This window comes from Reichenbachiella sp. (genome assembly GCF_039944555.1).
In the GTDB taxonomy this organism is placed as follows: Bacteria; Bacteroidota; Bacteroidia; order Cytophagales; family Cyclobacteriaceae; genus Reichenbachiella.
In genome coordinates this window covers 35,281-52,751 of the sequence record NZ_JBDUYN010000015.1, presented here as the reverse complement: position 1 = coordinate 52,751, position 17,471 = coordinate 35,281, and the positions used below count along the sequence as shown (strand labels likewise).

At 42.6% G+C, this 17,471-nt stretch carries 11 protein-coding genes; 4 read left to right on the top strand and 7 right to left on the bottom strand.

Translation table 11 applies throughout. The annotated features are described in order from the left end of the window. Positions 1-30 precede the first annotated feature (30 nt). The gene (gene map, locus ABJD64_RS21995; RefSeq protein WP_348181517.1) at positions 31-813 is read left to right on the top strand and encodes a type I methionyl aminopeptidase; all 783 of its coding nucleotides are present in this window, start codon (positions 31-33) and stop codon (positions 811-813) included. A gap of 101 nt (positions 814-914) precedes the next feature. Further along, positions 915-1,625, top strand: coding sequence for a hypothetical protein (locus ABJD64_RS21990; protein WP_348181516.1), 711 nt, complete (start codon positions 915-917; stop codon positions 1,623-1,625). Positions 1,626-1,694: 69 nt separating this feature from the next. Here ABJD64_RS21990 and ABJD64_RS21985 read toward each other — a convergent pair whose 3' ends face one another. After that, the gene (locus tag ABJD64_RS21985) at positions 1,695-2,084 is read right to left on the bottom strand and encodes a DUF1573 domain-containing protein (protein WP_348181515.1); all 390 of its coding nucleotides are present in this window, start codon (positions 2,082-2,084) and stop codon (positions 1,695-1,697) included. Positions 2,085-2,248: 164 nt separating this feature from the next. Here ABJD64_RS21985 and ABJD64_RS21980 point away from each other — a divergent pair, with 164 nt between their 5' ends. Both ABJD64_RS21980 and ABJD64_RS21975 read left to right on the top strand, forming a co-directional pair. Further along, positions 2,249-3,511, top strand: a complete 1,263-nt coding sequence (locus ABJD64_RS21980) for a HAMP domain-containing sensor histidine kinase (RefSeq protein WP_348181514.1) — start codon at positions 2,249-2,251, stop codon at positions 3,509-3,511. Further along, positions 3,508-4,188, top strand: a complete 681-nt coding sequence (locus ABJD64_RS21975; RefSeq protein WP_348181513.1) for a response regulator transcription factor — start codon at positions 3,508-3,510, stop codon at positions 4,186-4,188. The genes ABJD64_RS21980 and ABJD64_RS21975 overlap by 4 nt, the downstream gene beginning before the upstream one ends. A 42-nt stretch (positions 4,189-4,230) precedes the next feature. Here ABJD64_RS21975 and ABJD64_RS21970 read toward each other — a convergent pair whose 3' ends face one another. From ABJD64_RS21970 to ABJD64_RS21945, 6 genes are all read right to left on the bottom strand, one after another. Next, positions 4,231-6,477: a TonB-dependent receptor gene (locus ABJD64_RS21970; RefSeq protein ID WP_348181512.1), complete on the bottom strand. Its 2,247-nt coding sequence runs from the start codon at positions 6,475-6,477 to the stop codon at positions 4,231-4,233. Between the two features lie 5 nt (positions 6,478-6,482). Beyond that, positions 6,483-6,842: a cation-transporting ATPase gene (locus tag ABJD64_RS21965; protein WP_348181511.1), complete on the bottom strand. Its 360-nt coding sequence runs from the start codon at positions 6,840-6,842 to the stop codon at positions 6,483-6,485. Between the two features lie 139 nt (positions 6,843-6,981). Then, complete coding sequence (locus ABJD64_RS21960) at positions 6,982-7,365, bottom strand: hypothetical protein (RefSeq protein ID WP_348181510.1); 384 nt, start codon at positions 7,363-7,365, stop codon at positions 6,982-6,984. 124 nt (positions 7,366-7,489) lie between these two features. Further along, positions 7,490-9,037 carry an arylsulfatase gene (locus ABJD64_RS21955; RefSeq protein WP_348181509.1) on the bottom strand — a complete coding sequence of 516 codons (1,548 nt, stop codon included), beginning with the start codon at positions 9,035-9,037 and terminating at the stop codon, positions 7,490-7,492. Positions 9,038-9,050: 13 nt separating this feature from the next. Continuing rightward, a complete protein-coding gene (locus ABJD64_RS21950; RefSeq protein WP_348181508.1) occupies positions 9,051-13,052 on the bottom strand; it encodes a PKD domain-containing protein in 4,002 nt (1,333 codons plus the stop codon). A 114-nt stretch (positions 13,053-13,166) separates the two neighbouring features. Continuing rightward, positions 13,167-17,453, bottom strand: a complete 4,287-nt coding sequence (locus ABJD64_RS21945; protein WP_348181507.1) for a LamG-like jellyroll fold domain-containing protein — start codon at positions 17,451-17,453, stop codon at positions 13,167-13,169. Positions 17,454-17,471: the final 18 nt, after the last annotated feature.

The window sequence follows — 17,471 nt, the reverse complement described above, 5'->3', positions numbered from 1 at the left end:
TACTTTTGCACTCCAATTACTGATAACAATATGATTAAGTATAAAACCAGGGAAGAAATAGAGTTAATTCGTGAAAGTGCATTGATTGTATCAAAGACCCTTGGACTGATGGCGTCAAAAATTCAACCAGGAATCACTCCACTCCAACTCGATGCCTGGGCAGAAGAATTTATTCGTGATCAGGGGGCAGAGCCTGGTTTTCTAGGACTATATGATTACCCAAACACAATCATTACCTCTGTCAACGAGCAGGTAGTGCATGGAATTCCGACTGACCGCCCTTTGGAAGAAGGAGATGTAGTCGGCGTAGACATTGGTGCCTTAAAAAATGGATTCTATGGCGATCATGCGTATACCTTCGAAGTAGGTGAAGTGGATCCAAAAACAAAAAAATTACTCCAAGTCACCAAAGAATGTCTGGATATAGGTATTGCTCAAGTAAAGAGGGGTAATCGCATGGGTGATTTGAGCTTTGCTATTCAACAGCATGCCGAAAAAAATGGCTACGGTGTAGTACGAGAGCTAGTAGGCCATGGTCTTGGCAAAGAAATGCACGAATCTCCTGAAGTTCCAAATTTTGGAAAACGAGGAAGAGGACCTCTATTCAGAGATGGACTGGTGATTGCGATAGAACCCATGATCAATATGGGCACCAAGAATGTCAAACAACTTTCTGACGGATGGACAATAATAACCGCAGACAAACAACCATCAGCACATTTTGAACACGATGTAGCCGTAATTGACGGGAAGGCAGAGGTATTGTCTACATTTGATTATGTAGAAGAAGCCTTGTCCAAAGTCAATGCCTAGACCATAATCACTTGTACATCATATTTTCTGATAGTTGAGTTCAAGTCCTATTTTTTTTCTTATCTTTAAAATGTGAATATTTATAGTTTTAAAAGAATATTATGAATCAACCCGATGCGTCTTTAGTTGAGATGTTGCATTATGCTCAATATCTTGCTGAATTTATAGCACTTATACTCGTTAGCGGATCACTTATTGGTTATCTGTTTTATTTTGGAGTGATCCAGGTAATATCAGGTAGGTCTACTAAATACCGTTTCAGAGCAAAAAATGAAATTAATGTACTCTGGACTGCTTCTTTAGGATTGGTAGCAGCAGTAGCCATTTTCGTCTCTGCCATACTTATTAAAGATAGAGACTTGACCAACACTATCGCCCTGGTAATGAAATTAATACTTCCACTTGGATTGGCATATTTAATTGGATCAGGAATCAATACTTATCTAAGAATTTATTACCCGTCAATTCTTGAAGATAAGTTGGCTAAAATTCGCTTTAAAGAGAGAAAGTCTCCACATGACGGTCGCCCTATGCGATTGCTTAATGAAGAAGAGGAAGATGCCTATTTGACTAAAGAGATGATTCATGAAGAAGAATTGAACCATTTTGATTATGATGTTTGGCTGGATGAAGCTACCAAGGTAACGGTGATTGAAAAATACGTCGGTAATCCTAATAAATTATGTCCTAGCTGTAAATTCAGAACTTTAAGATTAGAAAGCGAAGAAGACGAGGGAAGCTACACAACTCAAAAATACAAGTGTACCTACTGTGGTAATAAAGAGACCGAGACAGTAGAAAACGAAGTCTAGCCTTCAAAAAAAACTCCTAAAAAGGTCTTGAATTAAATATTCAAGACCTTTTTTATTATATCAGCTGTTTTAGTTAACCACTTCACCCTTAATCCTCAATGTAATCGGACCATTGTCCGTATTCGCATTGACAGTTACCGTCTTATTAAATGCGCCTACTTTAGCCGCATTATACGTAGCCGTTACTTCACCATATTCTCCTGGTAGGATTTCGCCTTTCGTATACTCGGCCACTGTGCAACCACATGATCCCTGAGCAGAAACAATCACCAATGGGGTATTGCCGGTGTTTTGGAATTTGAAATCTGCGGTAACGGGCTTGCTAAGCGCTATCTTACCAAAATCAACTTCTGTCGTGCTCCACGACATTACGGCAGCCACAGGGTTTTTCTCAATCATTGAAAAATTGAAAGAAAGAACGGCTATTGCCAACGTTAAAAATGCTAGGTACTTTTTCATTGTATTATTGTTTAAGTTTAAAAAAATTACCCTCCAAAGATGAAAATCAGTGCTCAGAAGCCTTGTTAACAGATTCCTATCAATTGTTAATGTAATGTTAAAGTCAGGGAAAAACAGGCCATTTTTGGATTAGAATGAGGTCATTTGAAGAGTAATTCAGAGCAATGAATAGAAAATCCTTTCGATTAGTAGTCCTCTTAGCCGTCGTTTCCATCAGCGGTATTCTTTTCATCCAGATCTTTTGGATGGGGAAAGCTTTCGACCTAAGCAACAAGCAGTTCGAGCATAATGTAAATCTGGCATTGCTCAACGTGACTACTACATTATGTGAAATCAACCAAAATGAAATATTGCCTGACCCCATAGAGCAGCTATCATCCAACTACTTCGTAGTCAACCTAAACAATAAGATTGCTCCGGGAATACTGGAGGCCATTCTCAAAAGTGAATTCCAAAAAAGAGAGATTGCAGAAGACTTTGAATACGGAGTTTTTGATTGCACAAACAAGGAGATGGTCTATGGTAGATATGTTGATCTAAAAGAAGACAATGCCTCAGAACCCACCTCCTCCCAATTTCCGCAACTCAATAAAGACGCCTATTATTTTGGCGTTTACTTTCCAAATAAGACTTCTACATTAGCCGGTGAAATGTGGATTTGGGGGTTTTCATCGCTGGTACTCCTAATAGTGGTTGTCTTTTTTGGTTACACACTTTCTGCCATTTTCAGACAAAAGAAACTATCAGAAATCCAGAAGGACTTCATAAACAACATGACACACGAGTTCAAAACTCCAATATCCACCATTGCGCTTTCTTCTGATGTACTCCAGTCCAAAGAGATTGTTCAACAACCGGAAAGATTGACACAGTACGCACAAATTATTAAAAAAGAGGCTACTCGCTTACAAAACCAAGTAGACCGGGTCTTGCAAATGGCTACGGTTGAAAAAAACACCATCAGCCTGACCCGACAGGAAATCAATCTGAACGAACTTATCGCGCAGTCCGTACAAAGCGCACAATTGAATTTGAAAGAAGGGGGTGAAATTCGATTTGAACCACCGGTCGAAGATATCATAATTAATGCCGACAAGGTTCATTTGACTAATATCATCTATAACCTACTCGACAACGCCGTTAAATACACTGAAAAGGCTCCAACGGTGGTTATAGCAGCCTCCTCTGACAACGATGGAGTTGTCATTTCAATTCAGGACGATGGCAAAGGCATTGACAAAAAGGACCATGAGCTTATTTTTAAGAAATTTTACCGCATCCCGACCGGGAATGTTCATAATGTAAAAGGCTTTGGACTAGGGCTTTACTATGTAAAAATGATCGTAGAAGCACACCAGGGAAAAATAACTGTAGACAGCTCTGAAAATGGTACTACATTCACCGTTCATTTACCAAAATCAATATGAGTAAACGAATACTATTGGTAGAAGACGACGAGAGTCTGGGATTTGTAATCAAAGACAATCTGGAAAATAAGTCGTATCAAGTACAATTAAGTCGAGATGGAGAAGAAGGACTAAAGAACTTCGATGCCCATTCCTTTGATCTCTGCATTTTGGATGTGATGCTTCCAAAACTAGATGGCTTCTCATTGGCGGAAAAAATACGTCAGCGTAGCAAAATGACCCCTATCATTTTCCTGACTGCAAAAGGCATGCAAGAGGACAAATTGGAAGGTTTTAAAATTGGAGGAGATGACTATATGACCAAACCATTCTCGATGGAGGAATTAATATATCGCATAGAAGTTTTCCTTCGCAGGGGAAGTTCACAGACTGATCACTCAACGCGCACCATTGGAAAGTATCTATTCGATCTCAACAGCTTTACGCTTAGTATCGATAATTACAATCAAAAATTGACCAGAAGGGAAGCTGAGATACTACAATACCTTTCAGATCGGCTAGATACGCTTGTGAAAAGAGAAGAGTTGCTGGTTGCTCTGTGGGGAGACGACGACTACTTCAAAGGCAGAAGTCTAGACGTTTTTATTTCTAAACTTAGGAAATACCTAAAACAAGATGAGCTCGTGGACATAGAAAACTACCATGGTGTAGGTTTCAAGTTGGTGGTAAAAAGATAGGAGCCAGAAGTATCTACTACTTCAGACTCCTGACTCATCAATCTATTTAATTCTATACCGCAATCCTGCGTAAGTGTTTCTGCCAAAGATTGGCCCCCATACCAAAGAGCTATCGAAATAGTCTCCAAATGGATCTTCACTGGCCAAAATGGGACTCTCTTGCTTATAGTTCAAAAGGTTCTCCACACCTACATAAACCTCGAACCGATCATTCCAGCCTTTGCTCACCTGCATATTCATCAGATAAAAATCCGGAGACTTCTGCTGCAACTGATAGTCTGTTGGATTACTTCCCGTAAACGGTATTCGCTTCTCTCCCTGCCAGTTGAAAGTATAATCAACCTTCCAATCGGTCCGGGATTCATACCCAAGATTCAAAAAAGCACGATGGGCAGAAACCAATGGTTTTTGCAAAGTAACATCTCCATAGGTCGTATTGACATCGAACCATCTATAACCGATGCGCATATCCAAACGCTTGATCAATTCATAATCCACCTGCGCCTGAAAACTGTTTGAATAGGATTGGCCACTCAGATTATAAAACAAGGCTTGTTGTGGATTCTGGTCCAAATCCACTACAATCTGGTTTTCAAAATTAGTACGGTAGTATTCCACACTAAAGCTTCCATCTCGATAATCCAACCGGAATTCCTGGGTTAAATTTATCCCATAGTTCCAAGCCACTTCTGCGTCTAATCCATACGGTTTGTCGCTGTTGTCACCCTGCACTATGATCTGACGAGAAGAGGCCAACAATCCAATATTTTCTGCAAAAATACTGGCCGTACGCTGACCTCTACCCATGGACGCCCTTAACACGGTATTGTCCGTCAGCGCATATCGCAGATGCAATCTCGGCGTAGCGAAAGTACCATAGATGTTGTGATGATCTATCCGCACGCCTGCCATAGCATTGAAACGCTCCAGCAGAGAATAGGAATATTCAAAATAGGCACCTGGTATGACCTCTGTCCGTCCGAAATCAACCGTATTCAAAAACTCATTATATCTATCATATTGTAAGCTTGCTCCGGTTTTAAATTTATGATCTGTACTACCAATCATACTTTGGTAAATGAAATTGCCATAAAAACTCTGCTGATCGGCATCATATTCATTCAATCCAAAATAAGAATCCTGGTCGTGATATACGCCGGACAATTGCACCCCAACCGATTTCCATGGCTGCTCGATATATACCTTGCCTATTTTGGCCCATCCTTCATATCGCTTGGTCAATAAATTCATGCCCCATGCATTAGTTGTACCTCTATCGCTATCCGGATCAAATGCTAACTGACCTCCCTGATTATCGATATAAGTACCCTTGACACCAAACTGCATCATCAAACCATTGTCACCAATATACTTCCAGCGGTTGAGCCCGATAAAATGCTTACTCAAAGGATTGTCGAGAAAGCCATCCTTATTTCGATCTCGCTCAATTGCGTTGGTCTTGGTGTGAAGCAAAAATCCAGTTGACCAATTTTCTCCGACTTTCTGGCTAAAATTCAGATTCGCTTCGAATCGTCCACCCTCGTTAGCATACAGATTCGCATATAGCTTGTCACTCTCTTCCGGCTTCCGCAACTCTACATTGATCTGCCCCGCCACACTTTCATAACCATTCACCACAGAGCCAGCTCCTTTATTGAGCTGAATACTCTCAATCCATGTTCCAGGTATATATATCATACCATATATGGCGGATAGACCTCTTACATCGGGCATATTTTCCCTGGTAATCTGAGTGTATGGCCCTGCCAGTCCCAACATTTGAATCTGGCGCGTCCCGGTAACTGCATCGGTAAAGGATACATCTACACTTGGATTCGTCTCAAAGCTCTCACTGAGATTGCAACAAGCGGCCTTCAGCAACTCTTTCTCGCTAATATGCTCTGACTTAAGCGGATTCAAGTAGTCAATCTGAACGGTCTTCCGTCGATATTCCACTTCTACCTCATCCAAGGTTCCATCAGCCAGTAACTGCACTGATAATTCCTGATTTCCAATTGCAGAAAGTGTATCGTTGCGATAGCCAATGTAGCTGACCACCACGTGGTCGACTCCCTCTACCTTTTTCAGCATAAACTCGCCTGAGGCATTTGACGGGACTCCTTTAGTAGTTCCTAGCCAGTATATATTGGCTCCTACAAGTGGAATCTTCTCCCCTTCAGAGTTCAATTCGTAAACTTTCCCACGTACCTCTGATTCATTGGCTTGCGCCAATGCTCCGGCAATCGACCCTAATATCGTTGCCACTATCAACATCATTTTAAGTCTCATGATGATCAGTGTTTATCTACGCCGTCATTATAAGCGCAACACTTCGGTAGCCTGTCGTATGCAGCTGCATTGGCTTGCACCTGATCCGTGGCATGTCCGACCGCTGCTATTGCTTCATGAATTTCTCTTTCTGAAATCTTATCTTTTCGATAGACAGCCTTTAATACACCAGTAGGCTGGTCCCATTCCGCCATTTTTACTCCACGAATCAAAGCCGCTTCCTCAATTCGTTCTTTACACATTTCACAAACGCCTTCTACGGTAAACTCACAGGTCGCAATTGATTTTTCTTTCTTTTGGGCATTCGCCAAAAAAGGAATTGCCACCAAAAACAGTGTATATATTATATTTTTATATGATTTCATTGTAGTTAATTTTTTTAGATAAATAATTAATTCCTCAGTTCTCAATTGTATGAATCAATACATATGTTGAACCGAATTAGATTACCAGAACATGTCGGTATTTCGACAGCTCGGTAAGGACGAATTGAATATCAAAAAATTAACCGTAAAAGGTAAAAGAGCAATGCTTGATGTAACTCGGCACCGTCAACAGTGGAGGTGCCACCCCTTCACCAAATTCTATCTCACCGGAATTGTTTGCTTCCAGCATAATGAGCGAAGGAAGCTCAATGACTTGAAAAAAATCGTTACTAAAAGAGAAGGTATAAGTACTAATGAGTTTGTCCTCACGATCCTGCGGTAAATCTACCGTCTCGTTTTCGCAACAACCACTGGTTTCCATGTCACCACAGCAACATTCTTTTTCTATTTGCCCAATATCAATGGTCTTTACTGCACCCATACACTTGTGTATAGCCACAGACGCCTCCGTTGCGAGGAGTAAATAAAAAAGTGATAATATGACAGCCGCTGCTTTACGCATGATTTAGTTTTGCTTACGTAAAATTACACAGAAGGATTTACATAATATCAATTCACCTGCCCATACAGGTGAATTGATATTATTTCATGTAATGAAAAATTCAATATAAGGTAATTATTCTCTCCTATTGGGCTGTTTTTACATCTCCCAACTGTGTAATCCTAAACCTATCGTTGACAGCAGGCCGGTGTTCGTCCACCATAATTTTTGCTATTTTCTTGACTACATCCGGGTTTTGGTCAGCTACGTCATTCTGTTCTGCAGGATCCAGATCCAAATTGTATAGCTCAATTTCCATATTGCCTTTGAAAATGTTCTTTCTGATACCCTTCCAACTACCATATCGTACAGCCTGCTGGCCATGATATGATGGGAATTCCCAATAGAGAAATTCATGCTTAGTTTGTTCTTTTCCCAGAAGTTCTGGCAAAAAACTAACACCATCTGAGTCAGGAGATTCTATTTCAGCCACTTCTGCAAGCGTGGGCATTACGTCCCAAAAAGCAGAAATCAGATGACTAGTCGAACCAGGTTTGATCTTGCCTTCCCAACTGGCAATCATAGGTACTCGTATACCTCCTTCGTGTGTGAAGCCTTTGCCCCAACCATATTCACTTTTGAATGGTTTGGCACTATCAAAGTAAGGGGAAAATGTACCTCCATTGTAAGTTGGTCCATTGTCACTACTGAATATGATCAAGGTATTTTCATATTGGCCGGTCTCTTTTAATTTTTCAACTATTTCTCCTACCTGGCTATCCAAATAGCTCACCATGGCCGCATAAGCTGCCTTAGGATACCGATTAGGAAAATAACCTCTGTCTCCAATGTATGGCTTTTCATCACCAAATTTCTCAACATATTTGAACACATACTCCTGTGGCACTTGTATGGGTGCATGAGTCAATGGCGTAGCATAGTATAGAAAAAAGGGCTGTTCTTGATTTTCTTCAATAAACTTAAGTGCTTCATCCTGCATCAATTTTGGAGCATAGTCTTTTTGAAAGTACTTGGCGTAACTCGCCAAATCGTTCGGATCTGCCAGACTATCTAATTTAGTTCCAGGGGCTACCAAGTCATTTTCCAACCAAACTTTTTCTCTATTCTTCCATAAATGCCGTGGTGTCAAAGTATGTGCCTGACGCTGGCAGTTGTAGCCATAAAAGAAATCAAAACCCCTGTTGTTTGGAATTCCATCGGTCAACGGCCCTCCTAGTCCCCACTTACCAACAAGTGCAGTTTTGTATCCTGCCCCTTGTAATACATTTCCAATGGTTGGGATGCTGTCTGGCATCGGCCATTGTCCTTCCAGATTCGGATCCTCCACCGCCTTGGCAAAATCCCACACATCACCCCTGGAGGCCCACTCATCATTGCCTCGAATATAGGCATGACCCGCATGCTGTCCAGTAAGTAACACACAACGCGAGGGAGCGCAAACCGGAGCTCCGGCATAATGTTGGGTAAAACGCATTCCCCGTGCGGCCAACGCATCCAGGTGAGGAGTTTCTATCAGTTGTTGGCCATAACTGCCCAATTCTGCATAACCCAGATCGTCCGCCAGGATATAAATAATGTTGGGCTTTTTGTTTTTTTCTTGCTTAGAACAAGCCGATAGCATAGTCAACCCCAATAAGGCAGACCATATGATTGGTAGAAATATTTTTTGCATGCTATATTTTTATTTACTCAATTATTATTTTTCTATGAACAAGCCCACTGTAGAATTGAACAATCAAAACGTAGGCTCCTTTCTTCAGCCCTGAAACATCCAGTTCTCCACTCTTACGCAACTGAACCTCCGAAATGACCTTTTGACCTAAAGTATTCATTAGCTTAACACCTTTAATAGATTCATGACTTTCAATTTTAATAATACCAGACGTCGGGTTTGGATAAATGCTTAGTTTTTGATTATTCTTTTTTTTTACATCTAACACCACGGGGTCGACTGTTATAAATTCGACCTTGCTAACTGCATCGGATCCTTTTGAATTGGAGACGGTCAGGGTGACTTTGTATTTACCCTCTTCTGCATACTCTACTGTGGGATGCCTATCAGTGCTTGCTGCAGGATTCCCTCCTTCAAATTCCCAACTCCAGGTTGTTGGACTGTCTGTTGATTCATCAACAAAATTCACACTTCCACCAGCATTGATAGTCGTCTGTTCTGCGTCAAACTGGGCAGTAGGCGGGATAGATGTACCCAACTCATCAATTTGTATAGCGCTGAGTGCCTCAGAATACACACGTATGTTATCCAAAGATCCTCGCCAATAATAAGTAGCGTTGTAGAGTACCGAACCGATCCGTACGGGATTGTTGGAATTGTCGGTGTTAATTATTTGTCCTGCGTTAAAGGAGTCAGGAGCATTAGCATCAAAAACACCATCCACATAAACTTTGATATCATTAAGCTGACCACCATCGGCTGGATCAAAGGTTACTGCCAGGTGATGCCATTGATCATCATCCAAGCCTACTACAGTGGAAAGTGTAGAGCAACTTCCTCCTTCTACTCTTATTCTTCCCCCTTGTACCATCACATTAAACATCTTACCCGCTTGATTATCTCCCCATGAAACGATTGTCTTTCTATCTCCCGCCGGAGGGGTTTTGAACCAAGCCATCACGGTGCGCGGTCCATTGCCACCAATGCCTTTATATCCTGTGGTCAGGTAATTACCTGTGATTGCTGGAGCCTCGTAGGCACTCAGGGCATTTGCTGCCTTATCGGCTACGAATGTTGGAGTATATCCTCCTGTAGCTACTAATGACCTTTGATAGGTAGATTCGTCGTTTAAATTTCCCTGAAAGTCATAATGCGCTTGTAAAGTGCCCGTGCCTGCATTGGCGGTCACAGTGATATAATCTATCACTTCTTTTGTATCAGTTCCTTTCGCGTTTGTGACGGTCAGAGATACTTTGTAGCTTCCTATCGTATTATAGGTCACATTGGGGTTTTGTTGGTCGCTGGTGGCGGGATCTCCACCTTCGAATGACCAGAACCATTGACTGGGTTCGTTTTCTGATGCGTCTTCGAATGATGCCAGGTTTCCCTGGAAAACTGATTGACTGACCGCTGTAAAATTAGCCACTGGGGGGATGAGTGTATTCACCGTGATATATCCTGGCTCAGATTTGGTCGTTGTCCCTGCATTTGTAGTATACTCAAGGGTAACGCCAAAAGAACCTAACGTTGCATAGGTCACCTCCGGGTTCTTGTCGATACTTGTGGCTGGATTGCCTCCTTCAAATGTCCATAAAAATGACCCTACAGAAGCATCGGTACTATTTATGAACTGTACTTTGCCGTTTTCGAAAATTGACGTTTTATCAGCGGTAAATGTAATTAACGGAGCTGAAGCGATTTCACCATTTAGTTCTGATCGCCAAAATCCTCTCCCGTCTGTAGACACAGTCAAAAAGCTTTCTGATCGGGTAGCCCCATAGTAGATATCCATACCTGAAACACGTACAGCAGGCAATCCATTGGAGTAGTCTATCCAACTGGCCATATCGGCGTCTTTATAATACACACCAATATCTGTCCCAACGTATATGCCTTCGTTACTTGACTTATCATACACCATTTCCAGCAAAGGAAGACCTGGCAAGCCACTTGACATATTGGTCCATGAAATTCCTTTGTTTGAAGATTTGTATACCTCGTTTCCTAAGGTGATGTAAACAATATTGACATCAGTGGGGTGCGCAGCAATATCATTGGCTACTCCAGCCGTTGGTAAATTGGCGGTGATATCTGAAAATGTTGGCACATCACTTCTTACGTTATCCGATCTATAGAACTTTCCTCCTTCTCTGGATACATAGAGAATGTTATGATCTGCGTCTGACTGTTCAATCTTTTGAATCCGGCTGCTACCGCCAAAGCTGGATATCTTAGACCAGGTCACCAAAGAGCTACTCGCTCTGGCGTTTTCGGTCCTTTCCACCTCAAACAAGCCTACATACAAGGTATTTACATCAGTCTTGTCCAAAACACCTGTCCCAGTATAGAAACCTCTGTCAGCTGAAGTAGGATTTATTCTTTGAAATGAAAACCCACCATCTACTGATCTACTAATTTTTTCGTATTTGAAATGGTAGACATATTTGTCATCTGAATAATCAAATAAGCAAGTAGCTTCATCTCCTCCCCAAGGGCTATACCAAACACCATTCCGGTTTAGCTTGATCCCGGCATGGAAGGTACCTCCGGCTACATTCTCTTTGTTGACTTGACTCTGCGTGCATTCCCAAACTTCAGCGATTGGCAAACCGTCTGTAATCGTCTGAAATTTACTGTCCTCGTTCAAGAAATAGATTCCACCGTCATTAACTGCATACAACTGGTCATTTACTGGAGAATAAGCCCAAGTCAATTGATCTAAATGAAGCCCAAACCCAAGTGCTGTTACATTGTTGAACGCTTGGGTCCAATTGACTCCTCCATCTACAGATTTCCAGGATTTGACCCCTCCAGCATAAATAATATCTGAATTGTTAGGATCTGATACGATAAATAAATTGTAGTTGGGTTGGCCTCGAGATATCGCTCCACTATCGTCATAACCAGTAATACATGGTGTATCTCCGGATTGTTTGGTGAAGGTTACGCCTGCATCAGTAGATTTGTATACTCCTTCAAAAGAATTCTGACCATCATAATCTCGTGTGTTGATCGCATAAACGTAATCAGGTTTGGCTGGAGTTACTGCCAGTTTCATAAAGGATCCATCACCAAAGTCTGTGCTGTTTTCTGTCCAAGTGACGCCACCATCCACAGATCTGAAAAATTGGGAATCCCGATCAGCAGTACTTCCATACCCGGAACCATTTGTACTTGCATAAATAATATTGTTGTTGGTAGGGTGTATTCTGAGTTCCTCTACAAGGCTTGCAGATTTAACCTGAGTAAAAGACTCTCCTGCATTTATGGATCTGTAGATTCCAACCTCGTTGCCCACAAGAATGATATCTTCGTTATCGGGTTTAATCAAAAGTGCATTGGTTTTGTATGTAGATAAGCCAGTACTGGCCCAGTCGGCACCCCCATTAATTGATTTCAACACGCCTAGATTTGTTCCTAAGTAAATCGTGTTAGGATCAGCTGTTTTTAACTTAGAAATATACACTTCTTCAGATAGGTGATCGGTCATTTGAGACCACGTGGATCCTGCATCCGTGGTTTTGAAAAACCCACTCTTAAAACAAGAAACATAAAAGGTATTGGGGTCGGTTGGATGAAAGGCAACGTCTTTTACCCTTCCTCCATTTCTTGGATCTCCGTCTACTGTTCGTCCTACATTTACCGGCCCATAGTTAAACCATTTGCCCTCCTGAGCAGCTGCTGTCAACTCCCTCATTCGCTGATATTCATTTCTTACCTGGGCAGCTGAAATCACATTTCCGTTTTGATCCAATCGCTTGCGATTCGCTTCGTACCAACGTTCGAATTTCTTTGATTTATCTCCCCTGTAATGCGCATGATTGTCCCAATAAGCATCAAAAGCTCGCGCGGCCTCTTCCAGATTGACATTTGGCTCTTCCATCATTTCCATCCAAATCGGATAGTCATCTTTGTCTAGCCTTGCAGTTTCCTTTGACCCTTCGAACCAAACGAAACAAACCAGACCTACTGAAAATAGAGATAATAAAATCCGTTTCTTTCTATTCCTACTCATATCCATTATTTTATATTCCTTTTCTAGCTGATTGTATATCAAACGCTCACTCTTGTTAGATTAAATCTGTCCGAGATCTTGACCCGGACAGATTCATATGTATTGATTGACTATTTATTCTTTGATGATTTTGTATTGTTCGACTCTCCCATCGATGCCTAATTCTACGATGTTGATACCAGGAGTTATCTTCTCCATGTCAATTTCTAACAACCCACTGCTAACTTCATAAACCTGGTTCAGCTGAAGCGTACCGAGTATAGAATAGATGGATACTGCCACCTCATGGCCACCTTTCATCTTTTCTCCAATTTTGATTTGCAGCTTACTCACTATTGGGTTTGGATAAAGCAGAATGTTATTAGACTGATCAGCTACGACTGATAAAACCTCAGGTGCTGATACAGTTATGTACCCTGCTTTGGTTTCTGTATCTGAGCCGCCAGAGTTAGTAACAGTAAGTGCTACCTGATAGGTACCTGCCGTGGCGTAGGTTACGCTAGGGTTCTGCTCAGTACTAGTGGCAGGTGTTCCTCCTTCGAAGGTCCAGCTCCATGAAGTCGGTGCATTGGTGGAAGCATCTGTGAAAGTGATACTTGTCCCTTCCTCCACCTCCGTTGCACTTGCACTAAAAGTCGCCACAGGTGCCTCTGTAGAGGCAGTAATGTAACCTACCTTAGTTTCAGTATCCGAACCTGCAACATTGGTAGCTGTCAGTGATACCTGATAGGTACCGGCTGCCGCATAAGTCACTACTGGATTTTGCTCTGTGCTCGTGGCCGGTGTTCCTCCCTCGAAGGTCCAGCTCCATGACGTCGGTGAGTTTGTCGAAGCATCCGTAAATGTTACATTGGCTCCTACCGCCACCGCGGTCTCTGCACTGAAATCGGCCGTCGGTGCCACAATTCCTGAAGCAGCTATAATATCGGCGGCGGAGAGCGCTGTACCATAAATACGTATATCATCCAATGAGCCCAGCCAAAAATAAGCGGCGTTGTATGCAGCATCCCCTACTCTCAAATCATTGGTAAGAATATCAGTATCTATTACTACCTCCTCAGAACGAAAGGAGCCATCCGTGTCAGAAGCATTTGCATTCAAAACTCCATCGATGTAAATTTTGACATCTTTTAGTTTGTCTCCATCAGCCGGATCATAGGTTACTCCCAAATGGTGCCACTTGTCATCATCCAAACCGGTGGTCGTGGACTTTAGAGAACAGGAGCCACCTTCAATTCTAACTCTACCGCCATCAATCATAACATTAAACATTTTGCCTTCAACATTGTTACCCCAGGCAACAATGGTCTTTCTGGTACCGTCTGTTGTGGTCTTAAACCAGGCCGTGATCGTACGTGCCCCATTGGCTCCTATACCCTTATAGGCTGCTGTCAGATATTTAGCCTCTTCTCCCGGAGATTGGTAGGCATTCATAGCACTTCCCAAGTGATCAGTCACGTACGTAGGAGTAAATCCACCTACTACAGATAAGTCACGGCTAAAAATAGATGCATCGGTCAATTCTGACTGAAACGCGTAATGTGCATGTAAATCTGTATTACCTACAGTGATATAATTCGCCACTGTTTTAGTGTCAGTCCCGTGAGCATTGGTGGCTGTTAGAGATACTTGATAATTGCCGATAGCGGCATAAGTAACTACTGGGTTTTGATCATTGCTTGTAGCAGGTGTACCTCCTTCAAATGTCCAAGACCATGAAGTAGGCACGTTAGTGGAGCCATCGGAAAAAGTGACCGTTCCTCCCTCACCAACGACTGTGATACTAGCTCCGAAAGCAGCAACCGGAGCCGCTACGCCTACAATGGTTGTTATCTCTCCAATGGTAAGCGCTTTCGAGTAAACCCGAACATCGTCCAAGGAGCCATCAAATGTATGTGGTGAGTATATGGCTGAACCAATTCGTAAAAAATTAGTAGCAGTATTTGTATTCAATACCGTGGTTTCAGAAAGGAATGAGCCGTCAGCATCTGCTAAATTAGTGGCTAGAATACCATCTATGTAGATTTTGCAATCAGCCAATTTATCTCCATCCAACGGATCATAAGTGACCGCAATATGCCTCCAGAGACCGCTATTAAGCGCCGAATTCGAGGTTTTAAGCGAGCTGCTTCCTCCTTCAATTCTGGGCACCCCGTCTTCTATCATTACATTAAACATTTCACCAGAAGCATTAGCTCCCCAGGAAATAATTGGCTCTCTGTCTGTTCCTGATGCCGTAGTTTTGAACCATGCAGTGACTGAGCGGGCTCCGTTTCCAGAGATACCAGAATAACCAGTAGCCAGATGATCTGCAAATACGCCAGAAGCAGTATATGCGTCATTAGTCCCCTCACGATCAGTAAAGGCGGGTGTCAAAGCACCACGAGCAACCAAACCTCGGCCGTAAGTGGACGCATCGGTCACATCGTTTGTAAAGTCATATTGAAGTTGTAAATCACCTGATCCTGCTCCTGCACTTACTGTGATATAGTCTGTTTTTACTTCGGGATCTGACCCTCCTGCATTGGTAGTCGTAAGTGTGACCGTATATGTTCCGGCTGCTTGATAGGACACTTCCGGGCTTGCTACATCAGTCGCCCCAACAGCAGTGGGGCTACCAAAGTCCCACAAGTAGGAGGTAATGGGCCCGTTAGTTGAGGCATCAGTAAACGCAATAATCTCTCCAACTGAAGGGGTGGTATTACTTGCAGAAAACGAGGTAACCGGTAAAGCAATAGCAGCACCAGTCGAGATGCTTGTAACCTGAGCGGCCGAAAGCGCAACGTCATAAACTCTTATATCGTCCAAAGAACCATTAAATACATATGGGGAGTATATGGCTGAAGCAATCCTTAAAAAGTTGGTGGTGGTGTTTGTATTCAATACAGTATTTTCAGAATTGAATGAGCCGCCAGCATCAGTTAAATTAGTTGCTAAAGCGCCATCCACATAGATTTTGCAATTAGACAGTTTGTCTCCGTCAGATGGGTCATAGGTGACTGCAATATGTCTCCAAACATCATTGTTCAAACCAGTATTCGAAGTCTTGAGAGAACTGGTACCAGCTTCAATTCTGGGCACACCGTTTTCGACCATTACATTGAACATCTGTCCAGCAGCATTGACACCCCAGGAAACAATCGTTTCCCTGCTTGTGCCCGCTGTTTTGAACCAAGCAGTAACCGTACGAGCACCATCTCCAGAAATACCGGGATAACCAGTGGCCAAATGATCAGCAAATACGCCAGAGGCAGTATATGCATCACCAGTTCCTTCTCGATCCCCAAAAGCCGGGGTCAATGACTCCTGAGCTACCAAATTTCGGCCATATGAAGATGCATCGGATACATCTCCGGCAAAGTCATATTGTAGTTGCAAATTGCCGGTACCTGCGCCAGCACTAACTGTGATGTAGTCTGTTTTTACTTCAGGATCAGAGCCACCACCATTAGAGGCTGTGAGTGTTACTGTATATGTTCCAGCTGTTTGATAAGAAACTTGTGGGTTTGCCACGTCGGTGGCCCCAATAACTGTAGCACTACCAAAGTCCCACAGAAAGGTTGTAGGTGTATTTGTTGAGGTTTCTGTGAATGTAACAACTTCTCCTATCGAAGGCGTAGCATTATCTACAGAAAATGCCGCAACCGGTGGGGTAATAGCTGCACCTGTTGAGACAGCCGAAATTTCAGTAGCTGAAAGTTCAACATCATAAATTCTAAAGTCATCCATTAACCCCTTAAATTTTCTTGCCCCATTTAGATCAGAACCTATGCGAAAACCACCTGCGGTGGTATTGGGAAAAGCAGCAGCACTTGTACCGCCGTAACCAACAATCAAAACACCATCGAGGTACAACTTAACGCTCGCTGAACTGCCTCCGGCCGGGAAAGTAATAGCCACGTGATGCCAGGTGCCGTCCGCTACAACTCCATTGGTCGCATGAGCGCGAGCGGTGGTACCTCCCGCCTCGAATCTCAATGTTGGATTTGAGGTTCCAAAATCTGCCACTCTTAGTTCAAACCCGACTAGATCTGCTTTGGTCCCCCATTCAAAAATGGTCATTCCACCAGCAGCTGTAACATCAGCACCAGCCATATTAACCCAAACAGCGACCGAACGAGCGGCTGTGCCTGTAATATTGGTCCAGGTGGATGAAAGATTATTGTCTGTTCCGTTGAAGGAATAGGCCTTCACTGTATTTGGGCTCGTATTTCCAGTTGTATAAGCAGCCGTACCTCCTCCTGCTACAGTCAAATCCGCTGCTGCTCCTTCTATACCTGCGTTAGTTAAAACGTCTTCAAAATTATATTGGGCAACCTGAGCGAAGGTATTATTAGTTCCTATCGCCAAGCAAACCACAACTAACAGAAGAACTCTAATCAGTAAGTATTTAGTTTTCATATTAATTTCATTTTGCTG

Bases quoted from the DNA above. Each gene is read 5' to 3' on its own strand.
- map (WP_348181517.1), top strand. From the start codon at position 31: ATGATTAAGTATAAAACCAGGGAAGAAATAGAGTTAATTCGTGAAAGT.
- ABJD64_RS21990 (WP_348181516.1), top strand. From the start codon at position 915: ATGAATCAACCCGATGCGTCTTTAGTTGAGATGTTGCATTATGCTCAA.
- ABJD64_RS21985 (WP_348181515.1), bottom strand. From the start codon at position 2,084: ATGAAAAAGTACCTAGCATTTTTAACGTTGGCAATAGCCGTTCTTTCT.
- ABJD64_RS21980 (WP_348181514.1), top strand. From the start codon at position 2,249: ATGAATAGAAAATCCTTTCGATTAGTAGTCCTCTTAGCCGTCGTTTCC.
- ABJD64_RS21975 (WP_348181513.1), top strand. From the start codon at position 3,508: ATGAGTAAACGAATACTATTGGTAGAAGACGACGAGAGTCTGGGATTT.
- ABJD64_RS21970 (WP_348181512.1), bottom strand. From the start codon at position 6,477: ATGAGACTTAAAATGATGTTGATAGTGGCAACGATATTAGGGTCGATT.
- ABJD64_RS21965 (WP_348181511.1), bottom strand. From the start codon at position 6,842: ATGAAATCATATAAAAATATAATATATACACTGTTTTTGGTGGCAATT.
- ABJD64_RS21960 (WP_348181510.1), bottom strand. From the start codon at position 7,365: ATGCGTAAAGCAGCGGCTGTCATATTATCACTTTTTTATTTACTCCTC.
- ABJD64_RS21955 (WP_348181509.1), bottom strand. From the start codon at position 9,037: ATGCAAAAAATATTTCTACCAATCATATGGTCTGCCTTATTGGGGTTG.
- ABJD64_RS21950 (WP_348181508.1), bottom strand. From the start codon at position 13,052: ATGAGTAGGAATAGAAAGAAACGGATTTTATTATCTCTATTTTCAGTA.
- ABJD64_RS21945 (WP_348181507.1), bottom strand. From the start codon at position 17,453: ATGAAAACTAAATACTTACTGATTAGAGTTCTTCTGTTAGTTGTGGTT.